The organism is Paracoccus sp. S1E-3 (assembly GCF_013868135.1).
GTDB lineage: Bacteria > Pseudomonadota > Alphaproteobacteria > Rhodobacterales > Rhodobacteraceae > Paracoccus.
Genome location: NZ_JACEMU010000004.1, coordinates 787,683 through 805,375, shown reverse-complemented (window position 1 = coordinate 805,375; position 17,693 = coordinate 787,683). Strand labels below are relative to the sequence as shown.

The following is a 17,693-nucleotide window of genomic DNA, read 5'->3' as shown; positions in this document are numbered from 1 at the left end:
TGGCTATGGCGCTACGCAAGGACAGTGATTCAAGACGGCTGCTGCGGCGGTTGCGCGATACCCTGGCGGCCCCCGGCGGCAGCCAGGACAGGCTTGACCAGATCACCCATCACATCGCCGATTCGATGGCGACCGAGGTGTGTTCGATCTATCTGTTCCGCGATGCCGATACGCTGGAACTGTCGGCGACCGAGGGGCTGAAGGCGGCGGCGGTCCACAAGACCCGGCTGCGTCTGGGCGAGGGACTGGTGGGCCGGGTGGCGCGCACCGGCCGGCATGTGAACACCGCCAATGCCCCCGCCGAGCCCGGCTTCCGCTTCATGCCCGAGACCGGCGAGGAGGTCTATTCCAGCTTCCTCGGCGTGCCGATCCAGCGCGTCGGCGACAAGTTGGGCGTGCTGGTCGTGCAGTCGCGCGAGGCGCGGCAGTTCACCGAGGATGATGTCTACGGGCTGGAGGTCGTCGCCATGGTGCTGGCCGAAATGGCCGAGCTGGGCGCGTTTCTGGGCAATCTGGACGAGCGGATGCCGCAGGCCCATCGCTTCCCCAGCATGTTCCGTGGCACCGGCGCGCAGGAAGGCGCAGCCGAGGGCCGGGTCTGGCTGCACGAGCCGCGCGTGGTCGTGGCCAACCCGGTCGGTGACGATCCCGTACGCGAAAAGAAGCGCCTGCTGGAAGGCGTCGAAACGCTGCGCTCGCGCGTGAACAAGCTGCTGGCCGATGCCGACATGAGCGATGAGGGCGACCACGCGCAGGTTCTGGAAGCCTACCGCATGTTCGCCCATTCGCGATCCTGGCTGAAACGGATGGAGGAAGACATCGACCTTGGCCTGTCAGCCGAGGCGGCGGTCGAGAAGGAGCAGTCGCAGGCCCGCGCGCGGCTGGAAATGGCGGCCGATCCTTACCTGCGCGACCGGCTGCACGATCTCGACGATCTGTCGAACCGGCTGCTGCGGATCCTGACCGGGCAGGGCAGCGATACCGGGGCCGAGATGCCGGAAAACCCGATCCTCGTCGCGCGCAATATCGGGCCGGCGGAATTGCTGGATTACGGCCGCAAGCTGAAGGGCGTGGTGCTGGAAGAAGGCAGCGTCGGCAGCCACGCGGCGATTGTCGCCCGGGCGCTGGCGATCCCGCTGGTGATTCATGCCGGGCGCATCACCTCGGAGGCGCTGAACGGCGACGCCATTCTGGTCGATGGCGATGTGGGCGTCGTTCATCTGCGCCCCGAGGACAGCGTCGCCGCCGCCTTCCGCGACAAGATCGCCATGCAGGCCGAGGCGCAGAAGCGCTATGCCGGCCTGCGCGATCTGCCGGCGACCACGCTTTGCGGCACGAAAATCGAGCTGCACATGAATGCGGGGCTGATGGCCGATCTGCCCAGCATGGAAAGCTCGGGCGCCGAAGGGGTGGGGCTGTTCCGCACCGAATTGCAGTTCCTGACCCGGACACGGGTGCCGCGCCGGTCGGAACTCGCGGCGCTTTATACGCGCGTCATGGATGCCGCCAATGGGCGGCCGGTGGTGTTCCGCACGCTGGATATCGGCTCGGACAAGGTGCTGCCCTATATGAAGCCGCAGGACGAGCCGAACCCGGCGATGGGCTGGCGCGCGATCCGGGTCGGGCTGGACAAGCGCGGTGTGCTCCGGATGCAGCTTCAGGCGCTGATCCGCGCCGCTGTCGGCCGCCCGCTGCATGTCATGTTCCCCTTCGTCGCCGAGCCGGGCGAGTTCGAAGCGGCGCAGAAGATGCTGATGGAGGAAATCGCGCGCGAACAACGGCTGGGCCGGGGCCTGCCGCTGGATATCCGCGTTGGCACGATGCTGGAGACGCCCTCGCTGGCCTTCGCGCCGCTCAGCTTCTTCCGTGCCTGTGATTTCGTGTCCATCGGCGGCAATGACCTGAAGCAGTTCTTCTTCGCTGCCGACCGCGAGAACGAACTGGTCCGCCGCCGCTACGACACGCTGAGCGAGCCGTTCCTGTCGCTGCTGGACCAGATCATCGCCCGCTGCGCCGAGGCCGACGTGCCGCTGTCGTTCTGTGGCGAGGATGCCGGCCGCCCGGTCGAGGCGCTGACCTTTGCCGCGCTCGGCATCCGGCGGCTGTCGATGCGGCCAGCCTCGATCGGGCCGGTCAAGCATCTGATCCGCCAGATCAGCCTGGAGGAGCTGCGCGACGTGGTCGACAACGCCCGCGCCACGGCGCAGCCGGTGCGCCGCGCGGTGACGGAATTTCTGGCGCAGCTGTGACGCCCGCGTTAGGCTTCGCCGGTATCACGAGGAGCTTACATGACCGCTAATCTGTTCCCCTCGCCTCCCTGGCCGGCGCTGCCGGTGCAGGGCGAGGCCGGCCGCTATCCGATTCACCGCATCTTCTGCGTCGGCAAGAACTATGCCGCCCACGCCGCCGAGATGGGCGGCGAGGTCAATCGCGAACAGCCGATCTTCTTCACCAAATCGGCACTGGCGTTCCTGCCCTCCGGGATGGAGAGCAATTATCCGCCCGGCACCTCGGACTATCATTACGAGGTCGAGCTGTGCGTGATGGTCGGCAAACCGCTGTTCAAGGCCACCGAAGCCGAGGCCGCCGATGCCGTCTATGGCTATGCGGTGGGTCTCGATATGACCCGGCGCGATCTGCAGAATTATGCCAAGGAGAACCGGCAGCCCTGGGACATGGCCAAGGATGTCGAGGAATCGGCGATCATCGGGCCGGTGACCAAGGCGGCGGATTTCGGCCCGCTGAGCGATCGGCGCATCCGGCTGCGGCTGGACGGTGATCTGCGGCAGGATTCCGCCCTGACCGACATGGTCTGGTCGATTCCCGAACTGCTGTCGCGGCTGTCGCATCTGTATCATCTGGCGCCCGGCGACGTGGTGATGACCGGCACTCCGGCGGGGGTGGGGCCGGTGGGGCCGGGCAACCATCTGGTCGGCGATGTCGAGGGGCTGGCCCCGGTCAGCGTGACCTTCACCGATCCCGACTAGGCGCGGTTCCAACATGCAAAACGGCCGGAACGCGGGCGCTCCGGCCGTTTTGCTGGCCGTGCGTCAGTTCGTCTGCCGTTTCGGGATGAAGGGCAGGGGGGCGATGGGCACGCCGTCCTCGATCAGCGCGCGGGCATCATCGGGGCGGGCCTCGCCATAGATGGCGCGCGACTCGCTGCGGCCCTCATGCATGGCGCGGGCCTCCTCGGCAAAGCGCAGGCCGACATAGTCCGAGCTGGTCTCGATATGGTCGCGCAGTTGTTCCAGTGCGGTCTTTTCGCTGCTCTGCAGGGCAGGTTCGCGGGCGGTGACGGCCGGGGCCATCAGCGCCCGGTCGACCTGGAGGCTGCCGCAGACCGCACAGTGGACCTGCCCCGAATCGCGCTGCGATTCGAAGGCGTCGGATGAGGCGAACCAGCCGTCGAAACGGTGGGTCTTCTCGCAGGTCAGGGCGTAATGGATCACGATATCAGTCCTTTCAGGGCAATATATCGGTATCCGCTGCGGCCGCTGCAATGCTTTCAGCTGTCGGGAAATCGACCGTCTGGGCAGATAGGCCGGCCGCCGCCAGGATCGCCGCCACCAGCGGCGCCGCATCGCCGGCGCGCTTGTGCAGCAGCGCGTGGGCATTGGCGCCCATCCGCCCCGCAGCAGCAGGGTCCGCGGCCAGCCGTCCAAGCGTCGCGCCGGCATGGACGGGCAGGGTCTCTGCCCCGCCTACGGCATGAAGAAGGGCGTAATCTTCGGCGAAATTCGAAACATGGGGGCCGTGCAGGATGGCGCAGCGATGGGCCGCAGGCTCCCACGGGGTATGGCCGCCCTTGGCCACCAGCGAGCCGCCGGTGATGCAGATCGATGCCGCGTCATACCAGCGCGCCATCTCGCCCAGGGTGTCGGCCAGCAGGATCGGCGCGGTTTCATCCGCGCCCAGCGATCGCCGCGCCGGGGCAAGGCCGCGCTGCGCCATCATTCCGGCGACCTCATCGGCGCGGGCCGGGTGACGCGGGGCGATGATCAGGCGCAAGCCGCCGCCGAGCGCGCGGCGCGCCGCCATGAAGGCATCGAGGATCGCGCCCTCCTCGCCCTCATGCGTCGAGGCGGCCAGAATGGTGCGGTCGCGGGTTTCGGGCTGGGGTCCCGGCGTGCTGCGCGCCGGGGCCAGCAGCTTCAGCTGCATGCGCGGCAACAACGCGCGATCGGGCAGCCCCAGCCGGGTCAGCCGCTCCTCGCTGCCCAGATCCTGCGCCGACAGCCCGTCGATGCGGCCCAGCATCGGCCCGATCAGCCAGGGCAGCCGCGCCCATCTCCGGGCCGAGCGTTCCGACATCCGCGCCCCGATCACGATCTGCTTGACCCCCGCCGCCGCCAGCAGGGCCGAGCGGTTGGGCCAAAGTTCGTTCTCCAGGGTGACCGCCACACGCGGGCGAAAGCGCGCCAGAAAGCGGCGCAGCGATTGCGGCGTATCGAGGGGCGCGAGCCGCGCCCGCATTCCCCAGTCTTGCGCCAGCGCCCGGCCGGTGGTGGTGTTGGTGGTCAAGAGCAGCGGGCACCGGCGGACGAGCGCCTCGATCACCGGGCGCGCCGACATCAGTTCGCCCACGCTGGCACCATGCAGCCAGATCGGCGCCGCCTCATCGGGTTGCGCAGGATCAAGCACCAGCCTTTCGGCCAGATCGCCCGAGGCGAAGGGCGGCAGCAATGCGCCCGCCAGCCAGGATGCGCCGCGATACAGCAACAGGTTCCATCCGGTTCGGGGCAGGGGGGAGGCGCTGGAGGTGGGTACCGGAATCGAACCGGTCTTCACGGATTTGCAATCCGGTGCGTAACCTCTCCGCCAACCCACCGCCGGTCTGAGGTGCGATTGACCTACCCGATGCAACGCCCGCCCGCAAGGCGGGTTTCGCAGCGACGCGCCAAAATTCCCCTGGTTGCGGTTTGCCGGCAGAGGCAGGGCGCCATGCCGAGGAAAACCGGGCTGCGCGAGGCGGATCGAAGCCGCCCATCGTCGCGGAAGCCTATGTTGAGCAGCCGGGCAGTAGCGGCGCGGCCCCGCTGTCCTGATGCGCGGGGAGGCCGGGAACCTGCGACTTGCGGTCGGGCGGCATAAGGAAACGGTTGCCAGCGAATAGACCGCGAATGGACCATGGAACCCGTTTGCTGAAGGGCAGGTGCAGCGCAGGCTGTGGTGTCGCAGCCCGGCGAGACGGTAAAAGCCTGAACCGCATTGCTCTGTGGGGTGCTGGCCGGCCGCACGGGCGGGGCCCTGGTCTGCAGGACGATTTCCAGCCGCCGCGGATTGCTGTGCCAGGGCCGCAGGATCACGACAGGCGCGCGATATGCGGCCTCCGGGCCTTCTCCTTTGCCCGAGAGGGCCTGATTTCGGCGCGGGCGCGCGCACTCGGCCATGATCCACCGCCTGGCCGTTGCGCCCGGCAATCCGTGCGTTGCGCCCCGCTGCCATTCTGTGTCAAGAAAGGGCAACGCAGATCGAAGGTTATTCCATGGTCGATTTCTCTCAGGCGCGCACCATGATGGTGGACACGCAGGTTCGTCCCAATGATGTGACGAAATACCCGGTGATCGAGGCAATGCTGACCGTCCCGCGCGAAGTCTTCGTGCCCGATGCCCGTCAGGCGGTCGCCTATGTCGGCGAAAACGTGCCGCTGGGACAGGATCGCTGGCTGCTGGAACCACGCAGCTTCGGCAAGATGCTTGACGGCCTGAACATCCAGCCGACCGAACTGGTGCTGAATGTGGGCGCGGGCCTCGGCTATGACGCGGCGGTTGTGGCGCGCCTGGCGCAGGCGGTTGTGGCGCTGGAATCTCATCCCGAAATGGCCGCTCAGGCCGAGGCGACCCTGGCCGAACAGGGCGTCGACAATGTGGCGGTGGTGACCGGCGAACTGGCCGGGGGCTATCCTGGGCAGGCGCCTTACGACGTTATCCTGATCGCCGGCGGAATCGAGGAATTGCCGCAGGCGCTCGCCGATCAGCTGGCCGAAGGGGGCCGGGTCGGGGCGATCTTCGCCGAAGGCAATCTGGGCGTCGCCCGGATCGGCTACAAGATCGATGGCGAAATCACCTGGCGCTTCGCGTTCAACGGCTCGGCGCCGGTGCTGCCGGGTTTCAACAGGCGGACAGGATTCGTCTTCTGAGGAGGCCGGCAATGATGATGACCACGAAAGACGGGATCCGCAGGGTGCTCGGGCGCGCTGCCCTGGCGGTGATGCTGGGCAGCGTGGCGCTGCCGGCGGCGGCGGAAACGTTGGGCGACACGCTGGTGGCGGCCTATCGCCATTCGGCGCTGTTGGACCAGAACCGCGCCGTTCTGCGCGCCGCCGACGAAGATGTGGCGACAGCGATGTCGGCGCTGCGGCCGGTCGTTGATTGGGCGCTGAGGCACAACTTCACCGATTTCAACGGCGCCGAGGCGACGACGACGACGCTGGGACTGACCGCCACCATGACGCTCTATGATTTCGGGCGTTCGCAGGCGGCGATCGACATGGCCAAGGAAACCGTGATGTCGACCCGCTATGCGCTGCTGGCGGTCGAGCAGGACATCCTGCTGAGGGCCGTGCAGGCCTTCATGGATGTGCGCGCGGCTGCCGAGCAGGTCGAGCTGCAACAGAACTCGGTCCGGCTGTTGGGGCAGGAATTGCAGGCCGCCGAGGATCGCTTCGACGTGGGTGAAATCACCGTGACCGATGTGGCCCAGGCCAATGCGCAACTGGCCGCCGCGCGTGCGGCGCTGTCGGCGGCCCAGGGTGATCTGGAAATCGCCCGCGAAAGCTATGCTGCCGCCACCGGCGCAGCCCCGAAGGGCCTGAGCGCGCCGCCGCCTTTGCCCAAGCGTCCGGCTTCGGTCGAAGCGGCGCGAAAGGCCGCGCAGCGGAACCATCCGTCCATTCTGCAGGCCAGCCGCGAGGTTGCCGCTTCGGAACTGGCGGTCGTGGCGGCGGCGGCCGAACGCAACCCGACATTCTCGGGCACTGCGACCGCGCAGATCGACAAGGAAGACAACAAGCAGCTGGCCGTGGGTGCCGAACTGTCGCAGCGGATCTATTCCGGCGGCCGGCTGTCGGCCCAGCATCGCAAGGCGATGGCGAATCGCGATGCCGCGCGGTCGGCGCTGCTGAACACCTCGCGCTCGGTCAACGAGGCGGTGGGCAATGCCTGGGCCAATATCGACGTGGCGCGGGCCCAGATCGGGGCCATGGACGAACAGATCGCGGCGGCGCAGCAGGCTTACGACGGCGTGCGCGAGGAAGCGACGCTGGGTGCGCGGACGACGCTGGATGTGCTGGATGCCGAGCAATCGCTGCTGCAGGCGCGGGCGGATAAAATTACTGCAGAGGCCAATCTGCAGTTAGCACATTATCAACTATTGGCTGCTATGGGTGTGTTGACGGTGAAAGACCTGCAACTGGGAATACCCACTTATGACCCATCAGCCTATTACAATGCGGTGCGTGACGCCCCCTACACAAGCCGACAGGGCGAAAGCCTCGACCGGGTCCTGCGCGCGCTCAACAAGTAAGTTTGACGCCCTGCCGATCGGGGGCGGCCATGTTTGAACCGCAGGCCGCTCACCCGAACCCGCATGTCGGCGGTGCCGATATCGGTCCTGAAATCGGCGATGTCCTCGCCTCGATCCGGCGGCTGATCGCGCAGGAGGATGCCAGACCGGACTTCGCCCAGCCGGTGCGCCGGCTGGACGCCGCGGGCAAGGCGCGCAGCACCCTGCCGCTCGGCCCCAAAGCGGAAAAGCTGCGCTCGGTGATCGAGCGTGAATTGGGCGCCATCGATCTGGCCGATGACCGTCTGGTCCTGCGCGGCGACAGCCGGCTGGAGCACGCGGACGCGGCGCTGACGGACGCCCTCGTCCTTGACGGTATGGATCGCGCGCAGCTGGCGGACCGTTGTCCGGACCGGACCGACGCCCACGAGGTTACTTTCGACGAACTCGGCTATCAGCAGGCGCGCAAGCAGGGTCTCGGCAGGGCCGATGGCGCGTCTGCGCAGATCACCGCCATTCTTCCGCATATGGTCGTCGCCCCGGCGCCAGCGACCACCGCAAAGGATACGGATATGATGCTTGCCGAAAACAGCCGCGCCACCGATCTGCACAAACATGCAGTGGCCGGCCATGATGCGGCCTGCATCGACCTTTTCGCCGCCGATCTGCCCAAGGACGAGGATCAGATGGCGGGCGCTCATGCGCTGCGCAATCTGGTGCGTGATGTAATCCGTCAGGAACTGCAGGGCGAGATCGGCAGCCGCATCAGCCACAACCTGCGCCGCGCCATCCGTCAGGAAGTGACCGCCGCCATCGAGGCTGCGATGAAGGTCGCCTGACCGGCGATCCGGCGCGACCAGCGACCGGCGCAGACGGAAATCGCGGCCGCTCCCTCCGGCCGCGACGGAGAAAGCCGTCCCGAAGGGGGCGGCTTTCGAGTTTTCGGGAGGTCGGCCAGCGGCGGAATCCTGGCCTATGGGCAACAGCACGCGGCCCGGACGGCGGCCGTTTCAGGGCGTTGAGGCGGCGACGCGCCCTGCCGGAGTTCTGACGGGGCTTGCAATCGCCATCGGAGCGACAGGGCCGTCGTATCGCACAGAGCAAAGAGCTCGAGCGCAGAGAAACTGCCTCGTCAGCCGCAAGTGGCGGGAGCGGTTGAGTGTGCCCTGATTGGGAAGGGTGCCTGTGGCGCGCAACTCGTCTGACGGTCCAGACCAACGGCGCCCACATCGTCCAGGGAGGGATTCAGCTGCGGGGGAGGGAAAGTTCGGCAGCTGCGCTTGGAGCGGGGGCTCGACAGGCGCTCGCAATCATGGTCGACGCGATTGAGGCATCTAGGCGGAGCAAAGCGTTTCTGGAAACAGGAATGCGGCCCATCGGCGCCCCGCGCCGGTGGCGATGAAGCAGTTTGCGATCGTCAGGGCGCCTGTGGCGCGCCATTCGCATGAAGTCTGGGGACCGGGGCGCCCGCAGCGGTTGCAACTTGCCCGGACGCGATGCTGCGCGCCGCGTCCGGAGGATCGCTTAAAGATAGTTCTCAGGATTGACCGCGTCGAAGCCTTTGCGCACCTCGAAATGGATCGCGCCGGAATTGCCCGCTGTGCCGATTTTCTGCCCGGCCTTGACCTGATCGCCCTTCTGGACCGACAGTTGCGACATGCCGGCATAGACGGTCATCAACTCGCCCTCGTGCCGGATGACGACGATGGGGACACCATCGGTATCGCGGGTGATGGCGGCGACGCGGCCGCTGCCCGCGGCCTGCACCTCGGTCCCGGTCGGCGCCGAAATGTCGATCCCGTCATTGCTGCCCTTGTTGAAGGTGCGGGTGATCGAGCCTGCGACCGGCATCCGCATCTTGCCCGAGCCCGAGGCCGCCGTGCGGGTGGCGCCGAGATCGGGCGTTGAGGGCTTGGCCACGGGCGCGGTCGAGGGTGCGGTCTTCTCGTCCGGCAGCGGTTTTGCGGCCGAGGGGGGCATCGGCGTGGGTGTTCCCTGTCCGGGGGCGGAAGCGTCGCTGGCCGTAGCGGTGCGGCGGGCCGGAATTTTCAGCGTCTGGCCAACCTTCAGCACCATATTGGTTTCCAGATTGTTGGCCGCGGCCAGATCCTGGATCGTGATCCCGTATTTGCGCGCCACCGACCAGCCGGTCTCGCCGCTGGTAACCTGGTGGGTGGTCGCCGGCGTCACGGCAACCTGGGCCGAAGGCGTCTGGGTGGGCTTCACATTTCCCCCGCCGGGTACGTTGGGCTTGGCGACACCCTGGCCCGCATAGGGGTCGGTGACGGATGGCCCCGCGGTGGCGGCACCCCCGCCCCCTGCCGATGCGCCCATGCCGGGAATGCCCGGCATGCTGGTCGCGCCCGAGGGCTGAGGCACCCGCGCGCTGATGCCGTTGCCGATCGCGGCCATGTCCTGTTGCACTGCAGGGAATGCCTGGCAACCCGCCAGCACCACCGTCAGCGACAGCGTCACCATTCCCCTGAAGATCGTACTGCTCATCCGTCGCGTCCGTCCCTTCCGCCACGAAGCCGTCCGGGCCGCGCGGCTGGCGAAAGGGGCCTAGCTGGGACCCAAACCCTCGACCAGCGGCACAAAGCGGACCTGGCGCAGCTCGTGATAATCAAAGCCTGTTTCCGTCCGGTTCACCCGGATCAATGTCTGCACCGCGTCGGATTGTCCGACCGGCACCACCATGATACCGCCGATTTTCATCTGCGCCAAGAGAGGGCCGGGCGGATCCTCGGCGGCGGCGGTGACAATGATGCGATCAAAAGGCGCCTGTTCGGGCAGCCCATAACTGCCATCTGTCAGCCGCACGGTGATGTTCGACAGCCGCAGCCGCTGGAACAGCGCCTCGGCTTCGGTGACCAGACGGCGGTGACGCTCGACCGTATAGACACGCCGGCACAGGCCGGACAGCACCGCCGCCTGATAGCCCGACCCGGTCCCCACCTCCAGCACGGTGTCGCGCGGGCCGGGGTTCAGCGCCTGCGTCATCAAACCCACGACCGAGGGTTGGCTGATCGTCTGGCCGCACTGGATCGGCAGGGGGGTATCGTCATAGGCGCGGTCTTCGAAATGGCCGCGGACGAACTCGCCCCGGTCGATCCGCTCCATCGCGGCCAGCACGCGCGGATCGGTGACGCCGTGCGAGCGCAGCTGGAACAGGAAGCGCATCTTGCGCTCGGCCAGTTCCTCGGCACCCTCGTCGCTCATCCTTTGAAGGCCTCCTGCAAGGCCGGCAGCGAGGCATGGCAGGTCAGATCGGCGCGCATCGGCGTGACCGAGATGTAACCGTCGAGATTGGCTTCAACATCGCTGCCGGGGGTCGAGGGGCGGTCCTGCGGCGTGCCGCGCACCCACAGATAGCGTCGGCCATTGGGGGCCATGAAAGGCTCGACCCCGAAGCCGGGACCCGTGCGGCGACCCTGCGGGGTCACGCGGATGCCCTTGACCCCTGCCGACGGGGTCGGGGGAAAGTTCACATTGTAGAACAGCCGGAAATCGGCATCCGAGTTCCAGTCGGCGCGGGCCAGCAATTGCCGGATGATGTCCGCGCCGTGCTGGCGGGCGGCGGCGAACGGGTCGGGCGTGTCGCGCAGCTCGGCGCTGAAATATTGCGACAGCGCCACGGCGGGCAGGCCTTGCAGCGCAGCCTCCATCGCGCCGCCGACGGTGCCGGAATAGACGGCGTTCTCGCCTGAATTGTTGCCCGCATTCACGCCCGAGATCACCAGGTCGGGCGGCGTGTCCTTCATCACGTCATAGACGGCCGCCAGCACGCAATCGGCCGGGCTGCCTTCGGCGGCATAGCGGCGCGGGCCGAGCCGGGCCACCATGGTCGGATGCGCGTAGGAGATGCAATGCGCGACGCCCGATTGTTCAAAGGCCGGGGCGACCACCCAGACCTCGCCATCGGGGCCGGCCAGTTCGGTTGCGATCTCCTCGGCGACCTGCAGGCCGGGGGCATTGATGCCGTCGTCATTGCTGATGAGAATGCGCATGCCCTACCTTCGTCCGATCGTCCTGCTGGCCCCATGATTATCTGGCGTCCCGCGAGGCGGCAACCCGCACATTTTTTGCGAATGCGCCTTTGACGACCGGCCCCGTCATTGGCTAGATGGGCCTGACCCGAGCAGGCGCCGCGCAATGCAGATCTATCTTCCCATCGCCGAGGTTGCGGTGAACGCTTTCACGCTGATCGGCCTGGGCGGAATCGTCGGGCTGATGAGCGGCATGTTCGGCGTGGGCGGCGGCTTTCTGATCACCCCGCTGCTGTTCTTCATCGGCATTCCGCCCGCCATCGCGGTGGCCACCGGCGCCAATCAGGTGGTGGCGTCTTCGGTGTCGGGGGTGCTGGGGCATGTGAAGCGCCGGACCGTCGATTTCCGCATGGGCACGGTCCTGCTGATCGGCGGTCTGATCGGCTCGGCGCTTGGCGTGGCGGTCTTCAACCTGCTGCAGCGGCTGGGTCAGGTCGAACTGGTCGTCCAGATCAGCTATGTGGTGATGCTGGGCGTTGTCGGTTCGATGATGTTGGTCGAAAGCCTGCGCGCGCTCAGCCGGACCCGTCGCGGGGGGCGCACGACGCGGCGCGCGCATGGCTGGATCCACGCACTGCCCTTCAAGATGAAGTTCCGCACTTCGGGCCTGTATCTCAGTGTCATTCCGCCTTTGGTGGTCGGACTGCTGGTCGGGGTGCTGTCGGCGATGATGGGGGTCGGCGGCGGCTTCATCATGGTGCCGGCGATGATCTATCTGCTGGGGATGCCGACCAAGGTCGTGATCGGCACCTCGTTGTTCCAGATCACCTTCGTGACGGCCTTCACCACGCTGATGCATGCGATCAGCTATAACACCGTCGACGTGATGCTGGCGGTGCTGCTGATCGTGGGCGGGGTGACCGGGGCGCAGATCGGCACTTATCTGGGCGCGCGGCTGCGGGCCGAACAACTGCGCATCCTGCTGGCGCTGGTGGTGCTGGCGGTCTGCGTCAAGCTGGCGATGGACCTGTTCCTGACGCCGGATGATCTCTATTCGCTGACGCCGGGGATTGTGTGATGCGGGCGCTGATCCTGTGTCTGGCGGTGATGTTGGGGCAGGGTGCCCTGGCGCAGGATGCCCCGCCGTCATCCTCGCAGCCGCCGGCCCCGGCGCAGGCGACGCCCCGGCAGGAGGCCATTCCCGGACCGGCCGCCCCGGCGCCGGCCAACCCGGCTGACACCGTGCCGCCGATCATGTCCTTCCCCTCGCCGGTAACGCCGCGGGGCATGCCGGAAGCGCCGCGACCCGAGGCACCCGAGCAGGTGGTGGCGGGCATGTCCTCGGACGCGGTGTCGATCACCACCAGCTTCGACGGCTCCGAGATCCTGCTCTACGGTGCCGTCAAGCGCGAGACGCCGATCCCGGCCAGCAGCCTGTTGCAGGTGATCGCGACGGTCGAGGGGCCGTCGCGCAGCGTCACCATCCGCAAGAAGGAACGGCGTCTGGGCATCTGGGTGAATGCCGAAAGCGTGGTCGTGGGCGCGGCCCCCAGCTTCTACGCCGTCGCCACCACCGCGCCCCTGCGGCTGATCCTGGACCCGGACGAGGATGCGCGATTCCGCATTTCCATCCCGACGGCGATGCGCGCCTTCGCCCGGCCCGTCGATGTGGAAAACCCGGTCGATTTCACCGAGGCCATGATCGAGATGCGCATGGCCGAGGGCAGCTACCGGCTGGATGACGGCGCGGTCACGCTGGTCGATGACACGCTGTTCCGCGCCGACTTCCGCCTGCCTGCGAATCTGGTCGAAGGGACCTATAAGACCCGCATCTTCCTCGTGCGGGAAGGCCGGATCATCGACAGCTATTCCGCGCCCCTCGAGGTGCGCAAGGTCGGGCTGGAGCGCTGGCTGTACCGGCTGGCCTTCGATCAGCCGCTGATCTACGGGCTGATGTCGCTGCTTCTTGCGGCGGTCGCCGGCTGGGGCGCGTCCGCCGCGTTCAGGGCGTTGCAACGCGAATAGCGCCGCTTGCAGCCGACGGCCAGAGAAGGCTAGATCGGGCCATGGCCAAGACCCAGAAAACAAATCTCTTTGCACGTGTCTGGCGCGATTATCTGCGGCCCTACTGGCCGAGGATGAGCGTGGCGCTGTTCTTCATGGTGGTCGAAGGCTCGACCCTCGGCGTGCTCAGCTGGATGCTGAAGCCGCTGTTCGACCGCGTCTTCGTGGCGGGCGACAGCAACGCCATGTGGTGGGTGGGCGGCAGCATTTTCGCTCTGTTCCTGATCCGGGCAATCACCTCGGTCATCAACCGCAGCCTGCTGGTCTCGGTCCAGCAGGCGGTGGGCACCAAGATGCAGGTCGATCTGCTGGCCCATATCATGCGTCTGGACATGAGCTTCTTTCAGCGCAACCCGCCCGGTGCACTGATCGAACGCATCCAGGGCGATACCAAGGCGGTGCAGGGAATCTGGCAGACCTTCATCACCGGGGCCGGGCGCGACATCGTCTCGCTGATCGCACTGTTCTATGTGGCCGTCCGCATCGACCCGGAATGGACGGTGGCGGCGCTGATCGGGGCGCCGCTGCTGATCCTGCCGACGGTCTGGGTGCAGCGCTATGTGCGGCGCAAGACCCGCGCCTCGCGTCAGAACGCCTCCGACCGCGCCACCCGCATCGACGAGGTGCTGCACGGCATCGGCACTGTGCGCCTGAACCGGATCGAGGACCGCCAGACCGACCGTTTCGCCGCCATCGTCGACCGCATCCGCCGGACCGAGGTGAAGATCGCCGCCACCGGCGCGGTGGTGCCGGCGCTGATCGACATCGTGACCGGCCTTGGTTTCGTGGGCGTGCTGGCCCTCGGCGGCGCCGAGGTCACGCGGGGCGAACGCACGGTCGGCGATTTCATGGCCTTCTTCACCGCTTTGTCGCTGGCCTTCCAACCCCTGCGCCGTCTGGGCGGATTGGCCGGGTCCTGGCAGATCGCGGCAGCCAGCCTGGAACGCATTTACCAGATTCTCGACACCGAACCCTCGGTCAAGTCGGGTCCGCGCATGGCTCCGCCGCCCGATACCCGCATCGCGTTCGACGATGTCTTCCTCAGCTATGGCGACACGCAGGTGCTGCGTGGCCTCAGCTTCGTGGCCGAGGCCGGGCAGACGACGGCGCTTGTCGGGCCATCCGGTGCGGGCAAGACGACGGTGTTCAATCTGCTGACCCGCATGTCCGATCCCGACCGCGGCACGATTACACTGGGCGGGATCAATATCGACGAATTCAACCTTGCAGTGCTGCGGGACGAGTTCTCGGTGGTGTCGCAGGATCCGGCGCTGTTTGACGAAACCTTGCGTGAAAACATCACCTTGGGACGTGAATTTGACGAAAGCGCTCTTGCGGGTGCGACCCGGACCGCCCATGTCGCCGATTTCGCCTCGGCCATGCCTCTGGGGCTCGACAGCCCGGCCGGGCCGCGTGGATCGGCGCTGTCGGGCGGGCAGCGCCAGCGTGTGGCGATTGCACGTGCGGTTCTGCGCAACGCCCCGATCCTGCTGCTGGACGAGGCAACCTCGGCTCTGGACGCGGCCTCGGAGCGGCTGGTTCAGGAGGCGCTGGATACGCTGTCCCATGGGCGCACGACGCTGGTTATCGCGCACCGGCTGTCGACGATCCGCAATGCGGACAAGATCGTCGTGTTGGAAGCCGGCAGGGTTGTCGAGGAGGGCAGCCATGACCAACTGATGACCAAGGGCGGGGCCTATGCCGCGCTTGTCCATCTGCAATTCGGGGATACCACGCCATGACCGCCCGCCGCCTGCTGCGCCTGACCGGCCCGGATGCCGCTGAATTTCTGCAGGGTCTGGTCACCAATGACGTGCGCCGCGCCCCCATCTATACGGCGCTGCTGACACCTCAGGGCAAATATCTGGCCGATTTCTTCGTTATCCCCGATGGCGATGGCTATCTGCTGGATGTGCCGGCCGAACAGGCCGACGACCTGCTGCGCCGGCTGTCGATGTACAGGCTGCGCGCCAAGGTCGAGATCGACGAGGATCCGCGAGCCGTCGCCCGCGGCACCGGTCCCGCGCCCGCAGGCGCCATCGCCGATCCGCGCGATCCGGCGCTCGGTTGGCGCGGCTATGGTCTCGGCACAGATGATGCGACCGACTGGGACGCGATCCGGGTCGCGCATCTGATCCCCGAAGCCGGAGTGGAGCTGATCCCGAATGACAGCTTCATTCTGGAAATGGGGTTCGAGCGTCTGCACGGCGTCGATTTCCGCAAGGGCTGCTATGTCGGGCAGGAGGTGACGGCCCGGATGAAGCACAAGACCGAACTGAAGAAGGGGCTGGCCCGCGTGGCGCTGGATGCGCCGGTGCCGCCGGGCACGCCGATCCTGACCGCCGACGGGCGCGAGGCGGGGGCGGTGTTTACCCAATCCGGCGGTCGCGGCATTGCATATCTGCGCTTTGACCGCGTGGCCGAGGGGATGCACGCCGCAGGGGTGCCCGTCCGCCCGGCATGAACGGGGACGCGCCCGTCCGCCGCATCGTCCATGTCGACATGGACGCGTTCTTCGCCTCGGTGGAACAGCGCGACAATCCGCAGTTGCGCGGCAAGCCGGTGGCCGTAGGCGGCGCGTCCAAGCGCGGCGTGGTCGCGGCCGCCAGCTATGAGGCGCGGCGCTTCGGGGTCCGCTCGGCGATGCCCTCGGTCACGGCGGCGCGGCGTTGCCCGGAGCTGATCTTCGTGCGCCCCCGCTTCGACGTTTATCGCGCCGTCAGCCAGCAGATTCGCGAGATCTTCGCCCGCTACACCCCGTTGATCGAACCGCTGTCGCTGGACGAGGCCTATCTGGACCTGACCGGCCGACTTCCCCCCGGCATGACCGCATCCGCAACCGCGGCAGAAATTCGCGCGGCAATCCTGGCCGAAACCGGACTGACCGCCAGCGCCGGCATCAGCTACTGCAAGTTTCTGGCGAAAATCGCCTCGGATCAGCGCAAGCCGAACGGCCAGTTCGTCATCCCGCCCCAGCGTGGCGCCGAATTCATCGCCGCCCTGCCCATCGACAGGTTCCATGGCATCGGCCCTGCCACGGCGGCGCGGATGCGGGCGCTGGGGATCGAGACCGGAGCCGATCTGCGCGCCATGGGTCAGACCTTTCTGGAGGCGCGTTTCGGCAAGTCCGGGCGCTGGTATTGGAACATCGCGCAGGGGATCGACGATCGTGCCGTCTGCCCCGACCGGACCCGCAAATCCATCGGGGCCGAGACGACCTATTTCGACGACCTCCATGACCTTGCCGCCGGGCAGGAGGCGCTGGTGCCGCTGGCCGACAAGGTCTGGCGTCATGCGGCCCGGCTGGAGGCGCATGGACGGACCGTCACGCTGAAGGTGAAGTTCGCCAATTTTCAGCAGATCACGCGGGCGCATTCAATGAATCGGCCAGTGTCAAGTGGGGCAGAGCTGTGCACACTGGCCCAGGCCCTGCTGGCCGCGGTCATGCCGGATCCGCGCGGTGTGCGCCTGCTGGGGGTGACCTTGTCGGGGTTCGGAAGTAAGGAAAATCCGCCCGGACAGCTTGATTTGTTTGAATGAAATCCCAAATGCATACGCAACCGGCGCAGGTGCTTTGGCGTTGGACCGGAATAAGATTGCTGTATGGGCGATGAGGTATGTTACTGACGCATGGCTGACATGACGTTGGCGGTATACCGAATCAGAGGGTCATTGGGGTAGAGACATCCACCACCCAGAAGCGAGTCCGGGAAGAACGCCCAACCGGGGCGATTGGAAACATATTTGGTCAGGACGGTTAAGATGCGCGATTTCGTCGATGGATCTGCATTCAATTTTGAACAAGGTCAGCGCGCCCGCAAATTGTTCGCGGCCGTGGTGCTGGCGGCTTTGGACGACGCTATTGCTGACGACAAGAAATATGGCAACGGGCCCGAACAGATTGCCCGCTGGGCCCGTTCGCGCGACGGTCGCGAAGTGCTGTCCTGCGCGGGCATCGATCCGAACGAACGCGTTGTCAAAGGGTTGATGGAATTCGTGTCCAAGGGCGTGCGCACTTCGGTTGCGCTGTCGCGCGAGGAAAGCGAACGCCGCCAGGCCGCCGAGGATGCCGAGGCCGCATAAGCCCGGCGCTGCGATCCGCCAGGAAAAACGCCGCCCGTTGTGGCGGCGTTCTGC

At 66.9% G+C, this 17,693-nt stretch carries 16 protein-coding genes and 1 tRNA gene; 11 read left to right on the top strand and 6 right to left on the bottom strand.

The genetic code is table 11. From position 1 onward, the window contains the following. Positions 1–5 precede the first annotated feature (5 nt). Entirely contained in the window at positions 6–2,249 is a 2,244-nt protein-coding gene (ptsP, locus tag H1S04_RS03925; RefSeq protein ID WP_181744229.1) for a phosphoenolpyruvate--protein phosphotransferase, read from the top strand. A gap of 39 nt (positions 2,250–2,288) precedes the next feature. Further along, the gene (locus H1S04_RS03920) at positions 2,289–2,987 is read left to right on the top strand and encodes a fumarylacetoacetate hydrolase family protein (RefSeq protein ID WP_181744228.1); all 699 of its coding nucleotides are present in this window, start codon (positions 2,289–2,291) and stop codon (positions 2,985–2,987) included. A gap of 63 nt (positions 2,988–3,050) precedes the next feature. On the opposite strand, the gene H1S04_RS03915 is transcribed toward H1S04_RS03920, so the two are convergent. From H1S04_RS03915 to H1S04_RS03905, 3 genes are all read right to left on the bottom strand, one after another. Then, entirely contained in the window at positions 3,051–3,452 is a 402-nt protein-coding gene (locus H1S04_RS03915; RefSeq protein ID WP_181744227.1) for a DUF1178 family protein, read from the bottom strand. Positions 3,453–3,465: 13 nt separating this feature from the next. Then, positions 3,466–4,791 (bottom strand): 3-deoxy-D-manno-octulosonic acid transferase, encoded by a 1,326-nt coding sequence (locus H1S04_RS03910; RefSeq protein WP_298945963.1) that lies wholly within the window; start codon positions 4,789–4,791, stop codon positions 3,466–3,468. Then, positions 4,758–4,831 (bottom strand) — tRNA-Cys (locus H1S04_RS03905). The genes H1S04_RS03910 and H1S04_RS03905 overlap by 34 nt, the downstream gene beginning before the upstream one ends. A gap of 657 nt (positions 4,832–5,488) precedes the next feature. Between H1S04_RS03905 and H1S04_RS03900 the strand changes: the two genes are divergently transcribed. The 3 genes from H1S04_RS03900 to H1S04_RS03890 are packed head-to-tail and all read left to right on the top strand — an operon-like array spanning position 5,489 to position 8,345. Further along, on the top strand, positions 5,489–6,142 hold the full coding sequence (locus H1S04_RS03900; protein ID WP_181744226.1) for a protein-L-isoaspartate O-methyltransferase: 654 nt from the start codon (positions 5,489–5,491) through the stop codon (positions 6,140–6,142). Between the two features lie 11 nt (positions 6,143–6,153). Next, positions 6,154–7,527: a TolC family outer membrane protein gene (locus tag H1S04_RS03895; protein ID WP_370470456.1), complete on the top strand. Its 1,374-nt coding sequence runs from the start codon at positions 6,154–6,156 to the stop codon at positions 7,525–7,527. A gap of 29 nt (positions 7,528–7,556) precedes the next feature. Next, a complete protein-coding gene (locus H1S04_RS03890; RefSeq protein WP_181744224.1) occupies positions 7,557–8,345 on the top strand; it encodes a hypothetical protein in 789 nt (262 codons plus the stop codon). Positions 8,346–9,030: 685 nt separating this feature from the next. Here H1S04_RS03890 and H1S04_RS03885 read toward each other — a convergent pair. From H1S04_RS03885 to surE, 3 genes are read right to left on the bottom strand one after another with little or no spacing between them, the layout of a single operon-like run. Beyond that, entirely contained in the window at positions 9,031–10,008 is a 978-nt protein-coding gene (locus H1S04_RS03885) for a M23 family metallopeptidase (RefSeq protein WP_181744223.1), read from the bottom strand. 60 nt (positions 10,009–10,068) lie between these two features. Then, entirely contained in the window at positions 10,069–10,725 is a 657-nt protein-coding gene (locus H1S04_RS03880) for a protein-L-isoaspartate(D-aspartate) O-methyltransferase (protein WP_181744222.1), read from the bottom strand. Next, positions 10,722–11,513 carry a 5'/3'-nucleotidase SurE gene (gene surE / locus H1S04_RS03875; protein ID WP_181744221.1) on the bottom strand — a complete coding sequence of 264 codons (792 nt, stop codon included), beginning with the start codon at positions 11,511–11,513 and terminating at the stop codon, positions 10,722–10,724. The genes H1S04_RS03880 and surE overlap by 4 nt, the downstream gene beginning before the upstream one ends. Before the next feature lie 145 nt (positions 11,514–11,658). Here surE and H1S04_RS03870 point away from each other — a divergent pair, with 145 nt between their 5' ends. The 6 genes from H1S04_RS03870 (at position 11,659) to H1S04_RS03845 (ending at position 17,639) form a co-directional block, all read left to right on the top strand. After that, on the top strand, positions 11,659–12,570 hold the full coding sequence (locus H1S04_RS03870) for a sulfite exporter TauE/SafE family protein (RefSeq protein ID WP_181744220.1): 912 nt from the start codon (positions 11,659–11,661) through the stop codon (positions 12,568–12,570). Further along, on the top strand, positions 12,570–13,517 hold the full coding sequence (locus H1S04_RS03865; protein WP_366521899.1) for a TIGR02186 family protein: 948 nt from the start codon (positions 12,570–12,572) through the stop codon (positions 13,515–13,517). The genes H1S04_RS03870 and H1S04_RS03865 overlap by 1 nt, the downstream gene beginning before the upstream one ends. Before the next feature lie 41 nt (positions 13,518–13,558). Next, complete coding sequence (locus H1S04_RS03860) at positions 13,559–15,298, top strand: ABC transporter ATP-binding protein (RefSeq protein WP_181744219.1); 1,740 nt, start codon at positions 13,559–13,561, stop codon at positions 15,296–15,298. Next, positions 15,295–16,020, top strand: a complete 726-nt coding sequence (locus tag H1S04_RS03855; RefSeq protein WP_181744218.1) for a folate-binding protein YgfZ — start codon at positions 15,295–15,297, stop codon at positions 16,018–16,020. Before H1S04_RS03860 ends, H1S04_RS03855 begins: the two co-directional genes overlap by 4 nt. Then, positions 16,017–17,096, top strand: coding sequence for a DNA polymerase IV (gene dinB, locus H1S04_RS03850; RefSeq protein WP_181744217.1), 1,080 nt, complete (start codon positions 16,017–16,019; stop codon positions 17,094–17,096). The genes H1S04_RS03855 and dinB overlap by 4 nt, the downstream gene beginning before the upstream one ends. A 222-nt stretch (positions 17,097–17,318) precedes the next feature. Next, a complete protein-coding gene (locus H1S04_RS03845; RefSeq protein ID WP_090524829.1) occupies positions 17,319–17,639 on the top strand; it encodes a DUF6280 family protein in 321 nt (106 codons plus the stop codon). Positions 17,640–17,693 lie beyond the last annotated feature (54 nt).

Coding starts and splice junctions, on each gene's coding strand:
- ptsP (WP_181744229.1), top strand. CDS start 6: ATGGCGCTACGCAAGGACAGTGATTCAAGACGGCTGCTGCGGCGGTTG.
- H1S04_RS03920 (WP_181744228.1), top strand. CDS start 2,289: ATGACCGCTAATCTGTTCCCCTCGCCTCCCTGGCCGGCGCTGCCGGTG.
- H1S04_RS03900 (WP_181744226.1), top strand. CDS start 5,489: ATGGTCGATTTCTCTCAGGCGCGCACCATGATGGTGGACACGCAGGTT.
- H1S04_RS03895 (WP_370470456.1), top strand. CDS start 6,154: ATGATGATGACCACGAAAGACGGGATCCGCAGGGTGCTCGGGCGCGCT.
- H1S04_RS03890 (WP_181744224.1), top strand. CDS start 7,557: ATGTTTGAACCGCAGGCCGCTCACCCGAACCCGCATGTCGGCGGTGCC.
- H1S04_RS03885 (WP_181744223.1), bottom strand. CDS start 10,008: ATGAGCAGTACGATCTTCAGGGGAATGGTGACGCTGTCGCTGACGGTG.
- H1S04_RS03880 (WP_181744222.1), bottom strand. CDS start 10,725: ATGAGCGACGAGGGTGCCGAGGAACTGGCCGAGCGCAAGATGCGCTTC.
- surE (WP_181744221.1), bottom strand. CDS start 11,513: ATGCGCATTCTCATCAGCAATGACGACGGCATCAATGCCCCCGGCCTG.
- H1S04_RS03870 (WP_181744220.1), top strand. CDS start 11,659: ATGCAGATCTATCTTCCCATCGCCGAGGTTGCGGTGAACGCTTTCACG.
- H1S04_RS03865 (WP_366521899.1), top strand. CDS start 12,570: ATGCGGGCGCTGATCCTGTGTCTGGCGGTGATGTTGGGGCAGGGTGCC.
- H1S04_RS03860 (WP_181744219.1), top strand. CDS start 13,559: ATGGCCAAGACCCAGAAAACAAATCTCTTTGCACGTGTCTGGCGCGAT.
- H1S04_RS03855 (WP_181744218.1), top strand. CDS start 15,295: ATGACCGCCCGCCGCCTGCTGCGCCTGACCGGCCCGGATGCCGCTGAA.
- dinB (WP_181744217.1), top strand. CDS start 16,017: ATGAACGGGGACGCGCCCGTCCGCCGCATCGTCCATGTCGACATGGAC.
- H1S04_RS03845 (WP_090524829.1), top strand. CDS start 17,319: ATGCGCGATTTCGTCGATGGATCTGCATTCAATTTTGAACAAGGTCAG.